General features: G+C 50.6%; 11 protein-coding genes. All 11 read right to left on the bottom strand.

Going from position 1 to position 17,050, the window contains the following annotated elements:
* Positions 1 to 2: 2 nt before the first annotated feature.
* The 11 genes from H7F31_RS16030 to H7F31_RS15985 all read right to left on the bottom strand — a co-directional run bounded on the left by H7F31_RS16030 (position 3) and on the right by H7F31_RS15985 (position 17,039).
* Positions 3 to 2,306 (bottom strand): FAD-dependent oxidoreductase, encoded by a 2,304-nt coding sequence (locus tag H7F31_RS16030; protein WP_187105005.1) that lies wholly within the window; start codon positions 2,304 to 2,306, stop codon positions 3 to 5.
* A gap of 5 nt (positions 2,307 to 2,311) precedes the next feature.
* On the bottom strand, positions 2,312 to 3,052 hold the full coding sequence (locus H7F31_RS16025; RefSeq protein WP_187105004.1) for a glycerophosphodiester phosphodiesterase: 741 nt from the start codon (positions 3,050 to 3,052) through the stop codon (positions 2,312 to 2,314).
* Between the two features lie 14 nt (positions 3,053 to 3,066).
* Entirely contained in the window at positions 3,067 to 5,316 is a 2,250-nt protein-coding gene (locus H7F31_RS16020; protein WP_187105003.1) for a hypothetical protein, read from the bottom strand.
* A 27-nt stretch (positions 5,317 to 5,343) separates the two neighbouring features.
* Entirely contained in the window at positions 5,344 to 6,468 is a 1,125-nt protein-coding gene (locus tag H7F31_RS16015; protein WP_261800443.1) for a hypothetical protein, read from the bottom strand.
* Between the two features lie 224 nt (positions 6,469 to 6,692).
* Positions 6,693 to 8,309 carry an Ig-like domain-containing protein gene (locus tag H7F31_RS16010; RefSeq protein ID WP_187105001.1) on the bottom strand — a complete coding sequence of 539 codons (1,617 nt, stop codon included), beginning with the start codon at positions 8,307 to 8,309 and terminating at the stop codon, positions 6,693 to 6,695.
* 15 nt (positions 8,310 to 8,324) lie between these two features.
* Positions 8,325 to 10,427 (bottom strand): hypothetical protein, encoded by a 2,103-nt coding sequence (locus H7F31_RS16005; protein ID WP_187105000.1) that lies wholly within the window; start codon positions 10,425 to 10,427, stop codon positions 8,325 to 8,327.
* 148 nt (positions 10,428 to 10,575) lie between these two features.
* A complete protein-coding gene (locus tag H7F31_RS34195) occupies positions 10,576 to 10,707 on the bottom strand; it encodes a hypothetical protein (protein ID WP_261800442.1) in 132 nt (43 codons plus the stop codon).
* Positions 10,708 to 10,830: 123 nt separating this feature from the next.
* Positions 10,831 to 11,874 carry an efflux RND transporter periplasmic adaptor subunit gene (locus H7F31_RS16000; protein ID WP_187104999.1) on the bottom strand — a complete coding sequence of 348 codons (1,044 nt, stop codon included), beginning with the start codon at positions 11,872 to 11,874 and terminating at the stop codon, positions 10,831 to 10,833.
* Positions 11,875 to 11,878: 4 nt separating this feature from the next.
* On the bottom strand, positions 11,879 to 14,728 hold the full coding sequence (locus H7F31_RS15995; protein ID WP_187104998.1) for an ABC transporter permease: 2,850 nt from the start codon (positions 14,726 to 14,728) through the stop codon (positions 11,879 to 11,881).
* A 35-nt stretch (positions 14,729 to 14,763) separates the two neighbouring features.
* The gene (locus H7F31_RS15990; protein WP_187104997.1) at positions 14,764 to 15,798 is read right to left on the bottom strand and encodes an efflux RND transporter periplasmic adaptor subunit; all 1,035 of its coding nucleotides are present in this window, start codon (positions 15,796 to 15,798) and stop codon (positions 14,764 to 14,766) included.
* A gap of 131 nt (positions 15,799 to 15,929) precedes the next feature.
* Positions 15,930 to 17,039 (bottom strand): M14 family zinc carboxypeptidase, encoded by a 1,110-nt coding sequence (locus H7F31_RS15985; protein WP_187104996.1) that lies wholly within the window; start codon positions 17,037 to 17,039, stop codon positions 15,930 to 15,932.
* Positions 17,040 to 17,050 lie beyond the last annotated feature (11 nt).

The following is a 17,050-nucleotide window of genomic DNA, read 5'->3' as shown; positions in this document are numbered from 1 at the left end:
CATCATGGCTTCTCCCCTTCCGAATAACAACGAACCTCATAAATTGCCGCAAATGGATCGCCGTTAGTAGACAGGACGCGCAGTCGCAGCCGCTCTGTCCGGACAGACTTCTCAAGCACAAGCGCGTGCTGGCGCTGGTAATTGCCGCGCATGGCTCCGACCTCCGTCCACGCTCCTTCGACAAACGCCTCCGCAATCATGTCCTTCGGACACTGAGGATCCCGATACAGCCCCGGATATTGCCGATAATCGCGAATGAGATGACCGGGAAATGTCAGCTCGATGCGGCCAAGCACGATCGGCTGCTCCCAGACAAGCTCCAACTGCTGCGGCAGCGGCAAAGCAGGATCGGAGCGCCATAGATTGGTGCTGCGGTAGGGACGAGTTACACCGCTTACCACATGCTCCGCCCCATAACATGCCTGCGGCGGATCAATCTTAAAGCTCATCATCGCCCCCGAGCCGTACCTTCTCATTATTCCGTTTCCAAGCTCGTACGCGCTGACATGTCCCGGCTCGATCGTTGCCGCCGAGGGCCAGCGAACGAGCGGATTCTCCATTAAATCCAGCCTCACATACCCGCCTCGCAGCGCAGACGAGTCAAGACCTACCGCCCACTCGACCCATCCCTCCCCGCCAGGTTGAACGGTCAATACGGCGGTGGCAAGCGGCGCCCCGGGATCAACCCGATAATCCCACAGATGCTCGACCGCGTACAAGCGGGCCTCGACGGATTGACTGGTCGTATCCGACAGATTGTCGAGCCATACCGATATCCGTTCGATTCGATCCGATCCGACAGCCATCCATTGTCCGCGCCTTCGCTCCAGTACATCTCCTGGAGCAGGTCCAGCGCTTGCGTCATTCGGCGCCGGACCGCAGCCTGAGAGTTTAGCTTCGCTGCTCGCCTTAATAACCGCCTGCCGCGCCAAGTCATGCTCATCCGCCGTTTGGACATTCGGAAGAAAGCAACCTGCCCGAAGCAGCGCTTGCTGCACCTCGTGAATCGCCTGCTCCGGCACATCGCGTACAGCAATCCCTTTGCGGACGGCGACAGCGGCAGCCGTCCCCGCAGCTTGCCCCATGATCGCGGTCGTTCCCATCACGCGAACCGTCCCAAGCGCGGCATGCGTAACACTGACATTGCGGCCGGCCATCATCAGATTGTCCATGCCCTTGGCAATCAAAATGCGAAGAGGGATGCCGTAAGGACCAACATAGCTTTTGGCCATATAATTCCCGCCCGTTTGCGACTCGACGGCAGCCTTTTCGCTAAATTCCGCAAGCAGGCCTCCCGGCTCATGCAGATCGATAAACCATCCGCCATATGCGACTTCGTCAGGAAATACCGTTTTTTGCAGCGGATCATGTTCGGTCATCAAATATTCGCCGATAATTCGACGGCTCTCGCGCTTGCCCGGCACCTGGCCGACCCAATCAAGCGCATAGTTCTGTGCTTCGTCCTTTAGTCGCGGATCCCGATTTTTGATCCAATCCCAAATGCCAAGAACATGCCGGGTCAGCTCGTGCCGCAGTGTCTCATTGTCATAAATCGTATGCCAAGGCACGGATAATTCGATCCACCAGAAGCCGCTTCGCTGGTCGGATGGCCATCTCCCTTGTTTGTAAAAGAAATCGGGATCATCATAACGCACTGCCCAATCCGGCGCCGAGAAGGGCACAGGGTAGCCCATGTCCTTCGCCTTGAAATGAATCGAGTTGCCCATAATCGCATCGCTCGCTTGCTCGGGAGCATGCGGTTCGCCGAATTCATCACGGCTCTCTGTTCCAAACCGCCACTCGCAGCCGGCAAGCGATGCCACTATGCCATCCCCTGTACAATCGATAAACGTGTTCGCTCGAAGCGTCAACTCGGTTTCGGCATGGTTGACGCGCGCGATGATAGCTTCCACTGTCCGATCATCCCGCATCCGCACCTCCGTAACGCTGGAGTTTAGATGGAACGTGAGGCCTGGCGTCTTAACCGCCATATCGTACATGATTAAATCCCACACACTGTTGATATAGCCGTTATCAAAGGTCGGATTCTCGTGATTGCGCGCCCGCTCCTCGATCAGCAGCTCCGAGATGACGCCCGTCTCTCTCGCATAGGCATGAAAGCTGGCCGCCCCTTGAGGGGGGACGCGAATTTCCGACGAACTGTTGCCTCCGAACACGGGCCGGTCCTGTACGAGGCATACGATTGCTCCTTGCCTTGCCGCAGCGACGGCGGCGCTGAATCCTGCCAGCCCGCCTCCGCAAACAACGACATCGTAATTTTCCTCCACTGCGCGGTAACCGTTCATTCGAATCACCCTCTTTTTTCAAAATCGACTGCCTTCGCCATTCTTCCGATATCATTACCTAAGATAAAATCAACTCCGAGGCTGAGCAATCGCTTCATATTTCTTTCATAATCCTCTGATAAAAAAGAGCAATGAACTAGTTTGCCGCTATCTCTTATTTCGTTGACCATCTCTTGTGTCACAGCCTCGGCACTGACGCTAACCGCCGGATGTCCGTATTCGACCGCATTGCGCAGGATCGGCCCATAACCGTCAGGTCCTGGAGCTCCGTCATTTTGCGTAAATGCCAAGGGTTGCGTCCGCTTCACTTGATTGATTACGGCAGGTCTTCCGAAAATCACAACCTGATCCAGCATGCTCCGGCTCTCGATTTGCCGTAACAGGGCCAAGCAATCCGGCGCCGACAATTGTTTTACATGCAGGATAAGGGCAACCCCGCAGTGCTGAAATTCATCCAGCACTTGCCTCAGCGTCGGGATTCTTGTCTCTTTCCTGCCTGCGAATGCAGGTTCCTTCCGATATCCCGCATCAAGCGTATTTAAATATCCGGCATAACTTAATTGCTCAATAACCCCTGTTCCATTGGTCGTACGATCTACAGTAGGATCATGCATCATCACGTACTCGCCATCGGCAGACTTGTGGACGTCCATCTCGATGCCGTCAGCACCTGCCTTGATCGCTTCACGAAATGCGAGCATCGTATTTTCAGGGAAACAGTCCGAGTAACCTCTATGTGCTTGCAACTGCAGGGTTCGCATTAATTGTTACCGAATTGAACACCTTGATAGCGGACAAGGCATCCGTATTGCTTCTCGCCGGAAGCGATACACAGCAAGTCGTCCTCGGACGAATATGCCAGGTCAGAAATATAATGAATATCGGCCCATTCCGTATCCTGCTCGGCGACCTCGTTATTATCCTTGATAACCCTTGGCCTTCCCAGATCAACAAATCCGCCGGCCTTCGAGAAATGAAAGACATGCCCTGCATCCCTGACGCCGCCGTATACGCCGATGACCTCATCATCGTTTACCTTGATGAACTGGCGAAGCTCCCCGCTGGAATAAAGTCTTCCATAGGTCGTCGAAGTTCCGTGATCCGGCGATAACGTAAATAACATGCCATCCTCCGTACCCGCCACTACAGTACCATCGGCAAGCACGGCGCCACCCGTCACGGTCGCTTTAAACGATCTGCCCCGAATCGAAGGGGTTCGAACGTACAGCTTGTCGGCTCTCTCTTCTGCAACCGCATAGATCAGCAGCTCGTCATTCGGACCGGACATCAAGAGATGATTGTCATCCAGTTGAATTAAACAAGCGAGCTCCGTCTCGACTCGTAAACCGTTTAATCTGCGTATGATACCGCCGCCTAAATCGCAAATATGGATGCCGCCTTCCCGATCGCTCGCAAGCAAATTGTCTTTTCCTAGCCTGCCTTGCAGTTTGACGAGTTCAAGCTCGCGCGGGACGGCTAACGTTTCCCTGCAACTGCCTGATTCCAGATCGATTTCGACGATAAAGCCGTTCGCAGTCAGTACGGCAACCGATCGATCATCCAGATCGATACAGGAAACAGGGGCTCCGCCGTCATATACGCGCTCGATTCGCCGCGGTGCATGGGCGGTATAGTCGGACTCGGTTAGATAGATGCATCCTTGGCCGCTAACGGTATACACATTCCCGGCCGCTGTCCGCACATGACTCACAACGGTATGCTTCCAATCCATATGCTGATGAAGGGGCAAGGTTATGGTTCTGTCTGCAACGATATGCATAAATGCCGGGCTGCCAACGCCGTTGTAAGCGGGCTCCCAATAAGGGTGGAGCTCCGCCGCTGGCGCATCCTCTCCTGGCGGCTGAAGCTGCTTTACATCTACCGCCAATATATATGGAGAGAACTGGCCGCATACATCCACCATATGAAGAATGCCGCGATCATCAAAAATCATTTCGCAAATATATTGCGAATCCAGCCCATTAGGAACGACAAGTCCTAAATTTTCAGGCTGGCCTCCGTTCAATAGATCCCATCTGACCAGTCGGATCGGACAATAGCCGTCATTTGCTTTCAATCCGTAGTAAAGGACAAAATTTTCGTCGGCGGCAAATCCGCCAATTCCATAAGGATTGATCGGCGCTTCGCCGGGCAGATGGATATAACCGTGCCTTGTCACCTCGAGCGTCTCCGGATGGAGCTCGATAATTTCGCTGTCTACGTTGTCGACCATCAGCAACGTGTTACGCGGGGTATGGAGCGCAAATATAAACTGTCTGCGATGTCTTGTTCCGTTCGGGGATTGGAATTGTATTTTTAAATCTTCTATTTCATCCCGTTCAGGATCATATCGCCAGATGCCCCCCGTATAGGAGCTGCCATAGAAGCGCCCCCTTTCATCCTTCACCAGCCTGCAGGAGGAAAATTCGGATACCTTGCCGTAATCCGTGACCTCGTTCGTCTCCAAGTCGATCCTGTAGAAATGTCCTCTCATATAACCCAAAAAATAATAATAGCGAGCATCGTTGCCAAGCATTCCGCCATAAATGCTTTCTCTCGGCACCGGAATGCCTTTGACCCCAACCTCGTTCGTGTCGGGATCGACTATCATCAGGATCGAACCCGGGTAGCCTTCCCACGGATGCTCGTAAAACTGCTCGAACATCCATTGTCTATGACCAGGAGCCGGCGCCGTGTTGTGCGTAGCCATAATTAGTTTCCCGTCGGGCAGAAAGTCAATGCTCGTATGGATCTTGCTTGGCGGCATTTGCTGATGATCGACAACCCATATTTTCGCAACATCGAACATGAGCCGCAGCTCTCCCGATTCCGGATAATATTCGTAAAGCAAGGCCGTTAATGGCTTTTCGTTTTCACCGCATACGCTTACAAAAAACCGCCCGTCAGGCGATCGCACAAAATCCCAGACTGCATTATGCCCTTCGCTATTGGGCAGTTGCACAAATGATGTATACTGCTCGGGGATAGCCGCATTTAAATGATGATTCATAAAATTTCCCTCCAGAAATGATCTTCTTCAATACGTTTCAAATGGCGAATATGTAATCTCAAGCGCTGGCGTATCCATCTTTCTTCTATTATAAAGGGACTCCATTGCAAGACAGATCATCCCTGTCGAAAGCAGCGTTCGTTCCATCGGGAACGGCGGCTCTCCTGTCATGATGAATGCTTCGATTATTTGCGTTAACCGTTCAAAATGCTTGAAGGGCCGATCGAGATCGCTGTCGCACACGGCAGCCGCCACTTGATTCTCCCCATACCGATAGGCATAACCCCACAGTTCCGTCAGTCTCTTGAACTGAATAATATAGCCCTTCGTCCCATCTTTATATTCGATGATAAATAAGGCCGGCTCCGGCTCGCTTTCTCTCGGAATCGCATTCGGCAAATCAGGATACGCCTGCAGCGCATGCAAAAGCAGCTCCTCGGGCCACTCCCCCCGATCCATCATCGCCCATACTTCTCCGCCGACTCCATCGATCAGCTGGACAGAACGAACCCCTGTCTCGCCGCCCGTTCTTCGTTCTGCAAGCGATTGCATAATATCCATGGCGTGAAAGCCGTATGCTTCAAGCCCTCCATTACTAATCATCAATATTTCGGATAATGTTTTCAGGTTATCCGGATCGAATGCAGGCACCGGGTCGGTATGCGGAATCGAGGAACCGCCCAGAAACGGAATGTTTCGCGCTTTCATCCCATTGTACATCCATAAAGCATCGTTATAATCGTATGCCAAGTGCTTATCGGAAAAAATAGGAACCGCCAGCCCGAGCTCGTCGAGGGCCGCAATCGTTTCCTCCAGAAAGCGCCTCCTCGGGTACATATGCATTCCCTTCTCGTTGAACGGATAGTCTCCATGTTCCCCAATAATAACGACGCCATCGACGGGCCCCTCGGAATGGGCGGCACGAATGGCTTCGCCGATTGTAGCGCAAATCGGTATACGATGCTTCTTTGCCTCTTCCCTGCTCATATCCCCCTTCGGAACTTGATCGGTATAGATGGAGACAACCTCGATCTGCGGCTCATATTGAAAGCTGCCCAAAAGCCGCCCCAAAATGACCTCCGCATGGGAGTTGTAGCGGTATTCTGTAACGATAGCCGCCACCTTTTTCTTCTTTTGCGCGTTGTCTTTCATCTTCCCCCTCCTTTTTTCCATATACCAAAATTTTATATCTGTAGCTAGGGGTAGTCAATCATTATTTTCACCATTGTGAATCTTTTTTCAAATATTAGATAAAAAACAATACCTCAAACCAAATTGTCGCAAGATTGACCACAAACGTGGCCGATCCTGCGACAACCGTCATGATAAACTACGATTCAGTTCATCTCAAAGCCGATGACTCTAAATTCCGATACTCATGAATTCCCTTTCCCTTTCGGAACCTTTACCTCGGCAGAAACCGTAGTCGTATACCCCTCATGATCGACTACGGAATAGATTACCGTATAAATACGCCCGTTTCCGCTGCCCGATCGCTCAGCCCGCAAGCTAAATGAAGTATCGGCCGTTCCAAAATCGGCATCCTGTATATCATCCGAAGTATTCCCGTCCCCAGAACCATTGTCCTCCTCGTTGCTGGTAATCGAGACTAGCTCGAATGAGGCAATGGCAGAATGACCGTCACTGTGCGTAATCGTCGCTTCGATCGGCACCATCTTATGATTAGGCGGCGACAATTCCGTTTTATCCAAGACAACGCTTATTTCCGGAGCAGCTTTTACGACCAGATCAATCGTCGACGTCGCCGTATCGCCGGATGGATCCGTTACGATGACCGTGAATTGGTCGCTGCCTATATAGTCCTCATTCGGCGTATACGTCCAATTGCCATCCGTGTCCACCGTTGTCGTACCTTGAGCAGGAGCGGCTCCGAGCGCATACGTTAAAGCATCTCCGTCCGCGTCCGTTGCGGCAACGATTCCGCTTACTGGCGTATTCACGTAAGTGGTGTGCGTCGAATTCTCTACTGTTGGCGCCTCGTTTTCGCTCATCAACAGCTTCTTCAAATATACTTTCCGTTCATCCTCAACGTCGTACCGGAGCTCCGTCAACGATTCGACATGATCCCACAGCTCATCAATCTCCGAAGGGCTCAAGCTGTCCAAATTCGGAATGGGGCTTCCGTTCGCCTCGCCCGCCGCAATCAGCGGTTGAACATGCGTATTAAAAAATTGCCGGTCAGCCGCATCTCCGTTCGTCTGCCATACAGCGGTCACTTCTGCTGCTGTCGAGCCGAACTCCTCCCACGCCTTTACAATCATATTTTTCTGAATCAATGTACGTTGTTCCGCCGTTGGTACCGTGAATTTCAGCTCATGGAACCTGCCCGGCTGATGCACGTTGCCTCCCCATGTCGGTGAGTTAGAGGGGGACCAGCGGATCATGCTGAACTCCCACTTTTCGCCATCCAGCGGCACATAATCGTAGACAGCTTCCCACGGAATAAACAACACGGTCCCCCATCCTGTAGGAATTTCTTCGTTTGTCACGGAAACGAAATCCTTAAAAGGACGATTGTCGCGATTCTCGGTCTGCCATTCGTAATACTCATGAGAGCTGCCATCCATATGGATGATCATCTGATGATAAGGAAGGTCTCCTTGACCGGTCTGCATAAAGAGCTCGATCGCGCTGCTCTTTAGTACACCGTCCTCGGTTCTCTCCGACTCGTTTGACTGGAAGAAGATATTTAGCCCTTCCTCGTTATAAACCATATAGAAGCCTGTATCCCGCGGGCCGCCGGGTGCAATTGGCGTTTGCACCCAGTACTGGACGAATCGGTTCTCCTTGTACAATGGATTGTCGAAGTAATCGCTGTTGTACCAATCCATCGGCGTTGATAGATCCTCCGAAGAATAGGTAACCTCATAAACATTTTTGGTTTCCCCAGCAGCTGCCATCCCTTGCGGCAGGCTCAGCAGCAGAACAAGCGCGAACATCAGCAGAACGCTTCTTTTCGTTTTTCTCCTCATGGATATCCCCCCTCCTTATTCCGCAAGCTCAAGCATGCGAAGGATATGGTAGATCATTTCAAGCCTGATCAAATCGGCGGACATCGAGCGCTCATCGCTGACTTCCAGCCAATTCAGCGCTTTATTTGCGGCTTCGACACGATCCGCCTGACCGGAGGCGATTGCATCCTGCGCAACCTGCTGCAGCTTCGTCGCATAACGAATATCGTCGATGCCTTCGCGGAACCCTTCCCATGCGAGCGTGTCAATGATATCGGTTTGCGTCGGATAAACCAAGGCGAGCTGGCGGTACGTAGCATCCACATCATCGTTCCAGGTGTTAAGGAAGTTCTCGTAATAGATATAGTTATAAGTAGCGTCATAATTCGCTTTGTACAGCCACATGCCGTGGCGTTGACGCATCAAATCCGGGTTTTCCGGACCAGTATGCGGATACGCGTAGCTGGTAATCAATTTATCTTCGCCCAAAGCATGCCAATTAGCGGCCTGTTCCCTCGTCATTTCTCCTGCCCAGTTTAAAAATTGTTCCTTCGTTTCCAGCTCCAAGTGAGAGCCATGTCCTGACGCGAATACCTTTCCGCCAAGCTCATCCTGGATATACTTCCAAAGCTCTTGCTGGAATTGCAGCATCGACCAGCCCGCTTCGTCCCAACCGTCGAAATAAATGTTCGTATGCCCGACATAGTTGCTAATGGTCGCAAAAGCTTCATCGAGGACCGGTTTAAAATCCTCTACCCCTTGGCGCCATAATGTGTAAAATTGATCCATCTTGGCTTGATTCTCCGGCGTTGGATCGGCTTCATATTTCGCTTTCCAATTGAGATAGTTGCTGTAGTGGGTGAAAATCGTATACTCGGGAAATGTTTGTTTCGCGCCAAACAACGGATTCAGTTCAAGTCCGGCCCCCTCCATTAACTCCAGTTGGCGGAAGAAGTATTGACTGTCTGATGAGTTATAGATCGGCGCCGGAATATTTACCGCGTTGTGCTCTGCCATATTCCGATATTCGTTCGCCAGCTTCTCGTCAACGAGTGCCGCGTTTCCGCCCGTCTCCTTCATATACTCCCGCACACGACTCTCGTGATACAACATGACATAGAAGTCCTTATCCACATCGTAGTACGTCTTCGGGTCCGGCAGATCAAACGGCAGCACCCGGATCTTTAAAGTGATTTGTCCGGCAGGGACGCCGTCTGCGGTAATATCAATCGTTCCGGTGTAGAATCCCTCCGGGGTTCCTGCATCCACTTTCGTTGTTATCCACATCTGCTTCGATTCGCCTTGCTTCAGCTCGATTGGCAGCAGTACTGGGCTGTCCTCAACCGGTTCGGCCAAATGATCGAATTTTTTATTCGGTTTCGTAAAGACATCTACATACTGCGAGCCTTCGGGATAATCAACGCGAATGTAGTTTTTCTCCAGTTCATGATCCACGCGCACCAGGTTTTCATCATGCAGCAGCAGCTCAGGCACAAGGACATTTTTGGAGCCATCAAAGAAATAGCTCTGCCAAGCCGTTCCGCCTTGGTACCATGTTTTGATGACGTGCATATCAATGGCGCTGGCAGGAATAACGCTATTCGTTCCTTGCAAATCGGATATTGCAAACGTTACAGAGTCTACGTCGCTAAGCGGAGCGAGTACGAACGAAGCCGCTTCATATTCGTCTTGCGCCGAAATAACGTTTAGCTGATCCGTAATGGCTCCATCTGTCGGAAGCGTGTTCGGCAGACGTTTTTCCGGGCTGAGCGCTGCGGCTTCATACACGATAAACGGCGTGTCCGTCCATAATCCGGAAGCGCTGCCCGTCGTGGCATCCTTCGCCAGCTTAAGCGCATACTTCATTGCCTTCTTCGTCTTCAAGCCTTCTTTAAACGAAATGTCCGAGGATCCCACTACCGCAGTTGCTTCATCCCTCACGGTTTCTAGAAACGGCACCAGCTGCGGTCGGCTTGCCGCGGCAATTACGGAGTTGAGTTCGTTTAATTGTTCGCTCAACTCGTTCTCCGTCCATGTTTCGTCGGAAGCGTATATCGCCGACGGCGCCATCCCAGGCGTTGTATTTAACAGCAAAAGCATGCAGACAGTGATGGCGGCAATGATTAGTCGTTTGCGCATTTCATAATCCCTCCTGTTTTCATCGAATTTCCGCTCGGCTTGTTGCCGGAACTGGCCGTCTTATGATAGAGGTGGACTTGTCCCTTTCCTTGCCGAAGCCCCGTTATGTAAACGCATACATTTTGTAATTTATAGGGCTTCTTTTCTATCAGACGTTCACGCTGGCCTTCTGGATCACTCCTTCTTCTATTTCCTTCATTGCGACAATAAGCTTGAGCGGCCATCCCAATCGTTCGCCGCCGTGCAGGAAATACCCGTATTGTTTTGTGCCTGCATCCATATTATAAATCAAATTTTATGTATGTAAATAGTTTTTTAAATTTAATAAAATAACATCGGGTTTTAGCTGATTTTTCGGTCCTTTTATTGAAATTCATTCACAATTATAAACTCATTCGATCGATCAATTCGTGACAACGACCAGTTGACCTTCCGCAAGGCCTGCTACGATTTCAACCTCTGTCGGCGTTACGAGCCCCCGCTCCACGTCCAATTCGCGACTTGTTTCCCCATCGACAACCAGCACAAAATCCCTGCCTTGATAATTGCGCAGCGCACCGCGCGGGATGATCAAGGCATTTTCCTTGCGCACTAGCTCCAAAGCAAACTCGAGGTTATCTCCAAGCTGGATAGAGTCGGGAAGTTCATTTTCGAAATCGAATAATAACGTTTTCTCAAGTATGGCGGCTCGCGAAGAGTTAGAAGCATTGGCGGATCCCATCGGCAATGAAGCTACAACCCCCTTAGTTTTTAGAGAGCCATCTTGATCGGTAAGCACTGCCGAAATCCCCAGCTTCAAATTGCTTAAGTGGGACGACAGGTCGCCGATATATCGAAGCTGCAGCCTATCCGTCTGAGCTATGCCTGCCACCGGCTGATAGGAAATGACTTGATCGCCCTCTCTGATACTGTCCGCAAACGTCACGATCCCATCAGTTAACGCCTTTAATTCCCGCTTGCTTTGACGGTCCAGCAGCAGGTCGAGCTTCATCTGTTCGATCCTCAGATTCGTTCGAAGCAGCCAAAGATTGTCCGTATTCGCCTCGTCCAATCCTGCTTCAAGCTCTTGATTTAGTGCTCTTTGCCTATTTTCGACCGCCAACTGCTGCTGCAAGAGCTGCATGTCGAAATTGCCGGAATCCAGTCGAACGAGTACATCGCCTTTATGGACAATATCTCCGGGCCGGACGAACCATTGCCCCAGCTCCCCATCAATCTCGAAGGAATAATAGTCCGTTGCGGAAGGAACGATGATCCCGGTCCCTCTCATTTCTAAAGCAAGCGTTCCCCGTTTGACCTCGAACAAATCCAGCTCGACGCTGACCGGCTCTATGAGCTCCGGAACTGCCGCTTTGCGTTCAACAGCCAGTGTACAGCCCGAGAGGAGCGTAAGAAGGAATATCAAAATAAGGATGCAAAAATACGCATTTTTATCGTACCTGTTCATGGAGTCAATCCTCCCCTAGCTTGAGCGCCTGATGAATTTTGATCCTCGACAGCCGCCAGCCCAAAATAAGCAGGCCCATAACGATCATGACCATGACAACGAAGTACAGCCGCGTCGTATCGCTTGAATCGAACATGACTTGAAAAGGCGGCACCTGTGCGGATGGGTTAAAAGAAATCTGAAACAAGCTTACAAACCATGTGCTCGTTACGCTGCCCACCAACCCGCCGATCAGGACCGCTGCCCCTGAAATCAGAATCTGCTCCGTGATCAGCATGCCAATTATTTGCGCAAAGGACATGCCCATTGCTCGAAAAATCCCGAATTGCAGCACTCTACCCGTAAGGGACAACAGCCAATACAGCAGAAAGCCAAAAAAGCTGATGATGACCGAGATCAAAAAACCTAACGTCATCACTCCGTTAAGCGCCAATTGAAACGGATCGTTGCCCATACGTTGCAGTTCTTCCCGCGTATCCGTCATGAACGCCAAGCTTAGCTTTTTCTCCGCTATCGCATCGTAAAAAGGCTGCCTGACCGCATTCTCATCCAGCTTAATCCACACTTCATAAGGCTCGAGCGCCATCGCCTTCTGCATATACTCAAGATGACCTACGACCAAAGAGGGCCGGTTGGCATTCGTTTGTTCTTCTGTCATGCTCATCGTATTTGGATTGAACGTCGGCCAATAATCAATAATGCCATACACCGTAAAAGTCTTGGGCTCTACGCCGCTCCAACCGACGTTAATGACATCGCCCGGACGGACTCCCTTGTCCGCAATGGAACGAGAGATGAGAACCGCTTTCGGATCCAATGCGATTAAATTCAAATATTCATAAAAATGATTACCCAGCAGGCCGTCTCGAATCCATGCGGTGCGGCCAAAATCCGCCGTATGAATCCCCATCACCTTAGCCAAGCCGCGCTCATTGCCAACCAAAGTGTATCCATTGTTCTGAACGAATACCTTCGCTGCTGACTCAACCCCAGGTAGCTCAGTGAATACTTGATACGGCGGTTCGACATATTGAATGCGCTGTGTTCCGCCAGAAGAAGCCAGAGAGGATTCACTGAGCCAGTGCGATTTCAGTACGATGTCCGCTCCGTTCTTATACCTGATTTTTTGTTCTAGATTGTCATTCAATGTCCGTGCCGCGCTAGCGCTAAATAATCCCGTTGCAATCGTTAGGATGAGAAACATCATGACCATTTGGTACTGCGTGCCGGATCTCCCGACCTGGATGAGCGTAGAATAAAGATAAGGCGGCCAGACCTCTCTTCCAACCCGGAATATGAACCGGATCATTAATGGATACAGCCTCAGCGCCAACAAACCAAAACCAAGTATAAAAAGAGCGGGCACGAGAAATAGCAGCGGATCGACAGAAAAGGCCGAAGCGTCCACACCTAACTTCTGCATATCCTCCCGCTGCCTGTTAAACACAAAAAGCCCATATATGGCTACGGCAACCGCTATCATGTCGAAAAAGTACCGATGCCAGAACAAACGGTTCGTACGTCGTCCCACCTGCTGCTTTTGGCTCACAATCGATAAACGAGTCGCCTGGAATACCGGAAAAAGCATCATAAGGATGGAACTGATAACAGCGTACAGACCATACAGATACGAATCATCGGTAACCTTTACAGGAAGCGCCGTACGATCGACAAACGCCAGAAAACCGCTTGAGGCGCCAAGCGCTTTGGCCAGCAGCATGCCGATCGGGGGGCCTGCCGCATAAGCAATGACGCCGAGAAGCATCCCTTCTATTAAATAGCCGATTAAAACCTGGAGTCGGCTTGCTCCTCTACTGCGCAGCACGGAAATTTCCGTTTTCTGCCGCTCGGTAATGAGATTTGAAACCATGTATAAATAAAAAGCCAGTAGAATGATTAAAGGTACATACAGGGACCAAACCAGCAGCCTCAAATCCGCTTCTCTTTGAAAGTAAGTCTCAACCGTTTGTACGGCAGGCGAATCAAGAGAATAGGTACTAAACCGATTCATGAGATGCGTATCGATTCGTTCGGTCGTTTGAATATATTGATGTACCGAATTCAAATCCATACCCGAATAATCAAGCACAAACAGCCAGCTTGCGCTAGCGGCGGGAAGCACCTTGCTCGATGAGAAATGAGCTTCAAACAGATCATCATCAATAAAAAACGTCTTTCTGTATTCGTCGAGATGATTGTGCCAATAGGGATCGGAATGATCGAGCTTATCCATAACACCTACGGGCTTCACCTTAATTTTCGTCTTTGCATCCCCGTTTTCAATCTCGAAAACATGACCGAGCACCATGTTCAATGCTTTAAGGGATTGCTGAACGACCAACGCTTCATAGATGCCGTCCACGGGCTCGCTTGCCGGAAGCCGCCCATCAATCAATGTAATATGATCATAAAGATCCGATCTTGCCGCAATATCGGCTAAACGCTCCGTCTCTGATTCTACTTTGGTCTTATCCGTCGGGGTAAATGAATACAAATCCGTTGCGGCTTCCATCACTAGATGTTTCACTGGAAGTCCAAAACGCCCAGCCGCATCCTCTTGCATAAACGCATTTGTATCTTTTAGCACCTGCGGCCTTTGCTCGGGCTCATAATCGCCGGAATCCCAATAGGAAGTCGACCCCATAAAAACCTTGGAATACACCGTCCCCGGATACCTGCCGGACGAAACCTGAAGGTTCTCCAGATCCTTTAGGAGAACCCGCTGCAGGATCGCTTCCGTATAAATCGGAATGCTGCTAATGAGTGCGACAGAGAGGATAAGTCCACTCAGCAAGCTGAGCTCCAACCATTTGTTTTTGACCATCTTGCGCATAATCATCATGAGAAGAGCCATCATTCGATCCTCCTTCCCGCGAAATTCCCCCTATGCTATTGGAGGATAACCATTTGCCCCTCTTCCAGACCCTCGATGATCTCAACGCCGGACAAGGTGTTGATACCTAGCTCGACATCGATCTCCTTCACGCTATCGCCATCCAATATTTTGACATAATTGCGGCCGATTAGCGTAAGTACGGCGCTTCTTGGAATCAGGATCACATTGTCTTTTTCCAGTAGAATAATGACGATGTCCGCAGTTGTATGGAGCTCTGGCTTAATCCCCGTATCTTCCAGCTCAAAGTAGATCGTTCTGGCGTATTTCTCGGCCAGCTGTTCATCATCCGTCTCGGGAGCCGAAAATGGGCTTTGGGTAACCGACCCGTGGAGCGTCTGTCCGCCGTATGCAATTTCTGCCTCCATTCCGACCTCCACCTCTTCAAGCTCGGCGGACGGCGCTCCCGAATAAGCAAGACGTATTTGAGCCGGGTCGGAGATCACAACGTAAACCTTTCCCAATTCGATCGTATCGCCAATCTCCACCTCCTCCATAAAGGTAACGATTCCATCGATTTGCGCTACCATGACCTTGCCTTCTTGCTGTTTACGCGCTTCGTCCAATCTTTTCCGCGCGATGTCGAGCTCCAGCAGCCGAATCTTCATAATCTGCGGATCGCGCGTTTCCTTCGACTGCTCCAGTGCCAGCTTCGCTAATTCGAAGTCCCTCTCTCTCTCCAATAAAACGATTTCCAGCCCCTCGGTGTTAAGTTCCATGAGCGGGTCGCCCCGCCTTACCTCATCGCCGACCTTCGCGGAAATCGTCACAATCTTCCCCGCGGCCCCTTCGAACTCCTGGTAGACGGTGTTGGTCGATTCAAAAGTTCCCGTTCCCTTTACTTGCTTGACAGCGCTTCCCCGCTTGACCTCAAGCAAATTGTAGCTCTCTTGCTTCGGTACAAGGAGAGGCGGCTTCAGCACCTCCTCTTCCTTCGGAAGCAAGGTGCAGCCGGATAGAAACAGCAGCAGGCAAACGATACACATCAACATTGCCTTATTTACGTTCCGACGGTCTGACCATTCATTCACTCCCCCAGCGCTCCTTTCCGGGCTTCGCCGTTCTGTGGCCAATGCTATGCCAAAAGTTTCCTGTTATTTATGTATAACATATTTATAAAAATAATTCACCTATGAAAAATAGGAAGCGAACAGTCGCTTCCTTATTCGTAACTTAACAAATATAATTCAAGCGATTTTGCAATGGCTGCCCCAAACTTTTTGCAATTGACAGGTGAAACCATCGATTCTTCTACCCCGAAATAAGGGATTTCAAAGCTAAAAGCGAGCTTGGCTCCTTGTCTGGCAAAAAAATCGCTGCCGCTCGTACCACGCGGTTGATTCCAGTCCTCGCCCATTTCAATATCATGAACCGAATTGTACGTGATCTGACCGTAGTAATCCTGTCTGCTGGTCGCCGACTCTAGCAAAGCGCCAAAACGTTCGATTTCTTGTTTGACAGGCGGCCCTTTCTTGACGATAAAGGGTACATCGTTTCTCCCCCCCCATTTGTAGGGACAGTGAAAATCAATTCCTGCCTTAATGATCCCTAAGGCAGTTATCTCTCGGATAATCGCATCGTTCACCTTATAAATGGGGGATTCGATATAGTCCCGATTGTGATCATGTGGCGCCCTGGCTTTGCCTTGGTCACCGTTTTCCACGCCGTCAATATCCACCATTGGAATTACGTGTATGCAATAATCGTTAAAAATAAGGGAGGAAGACGGTTCGAGCAATGCCTCCAACAGACCTTCCAGCACATACGACGACGTCGACTCGCAGGCATGATGCCTGGCAGTTAAATAAAGATGTTCGGCAGCTTGCGGATTTCCCAACAGAAGCTTGGGTATCGGCCTCAACTGTTCGGATAAGGTTAAGACCTCTCGTTTGACAAGCGGATGGTTATCGATTGTTGCATAAAAGCGCTCGAAATGATGCATTTGATAGGGAATGCTGAAGCAAAAATAACAAGTTTCATCCGCTGCGAACGTATAGCGAAATCGATTGGGTGCAATAACCGCCTCACGTCCTAACCAACGCCACGAAACTCCGTCTCGGCTGACGGCCGGTCCCCACGGCCCAATAACTTCGCCATTTTGAAAAACAAATTCGATCGTCTCCGCAAGGCTGGAGTCAGCGCGAAAGCTCCAATAAAACCACCATTGCGCTGTATCTCGCAGCTCCTGTTCAAGATGGATTTCATTTCCCATATTATCCACTAGACGAATATTTCCACCGGCATAACGGCTGCTAATACGGATGTTCTCCATCTATCATCCTC

Source organism: Paenibacillus sp. PAMC21692 (genome assembly GCF_014303795.1).
GTDB classification, from domain to species: Bacteria; Bacillota; Bacilli; order Paenibacillales; family Paenibacillaceae; genus Pristimantibacillus; species Pristimantibacillus agaridevorans.
The sequence above is the reverse complement of the archived record's forward strand: the minus strand, read 5'-3'. Positions and strand labels throughout refer to the sequence as shown.

Coding starts and splice junctions, on each gene's coding strand:
- H7F31_RS16030 (WP_187105005.1), bottom strand. CDS start 2,306: ATGAACGGTTACCGCGCAGTGGAGGAAAATTACGATGTCGTTGTTTGC.
- H7F31_RS16020 (WP_187105003.1), bottom strand. CDS start 5,316: ATGAATCATCATTTAAATGCGGCTATCCCCGAGCAGTATACATCATTT.
- H7F31_RS16015 (WP_261800443.1), bottom strand. CDS start 6,468: ATGAAAGACAACGCGCAAAAGAAGAAAAAGGTGGCGGCTATCGTTACA.
- H7F31_RS16010 (WP_187105001.1), bottom strand. CDS start 8,309: ATGAGGAGAAAAACGAAAAGAAGCGTTCTGCTGATGTTCGCGCTTGTT.
- H7F31_RS16005 (WP_187105000.1), bottom strand. CDS start 10,427: ATGCGCAAACGACTAATCATTGCCGCCATCACTGTCTGCATGCTTTTG.
- H7F31_RS34195 (WP_261800442.1), bottom strand. CDS start 10,707: ATGGATGCAGGCACAAAACAATACGGGTATTTCCTGCACGGCGGCGAA.
- H7F31_RS16000 (WP_187104999.1), bottom strand. CDS start 11,874: ATGAACAGGTACGATAAAAATGCGTATTTTTGCATCCTTATTTTGATA.
- H7F31_RS15995 (WP_187104998.1), bottom strand. CDS start 14,728: ATGGCTCTTCTCATGATGATTATGCGCAAGATGGTCAAAAACAAATGG.
- H7F31_RS15985 (WP_187104996.1), bottom strand. CDS start 17,039: ATGGAGAACATCCGTATTAGCAGCCGTTATGCCGGTGGAAATATTCGT.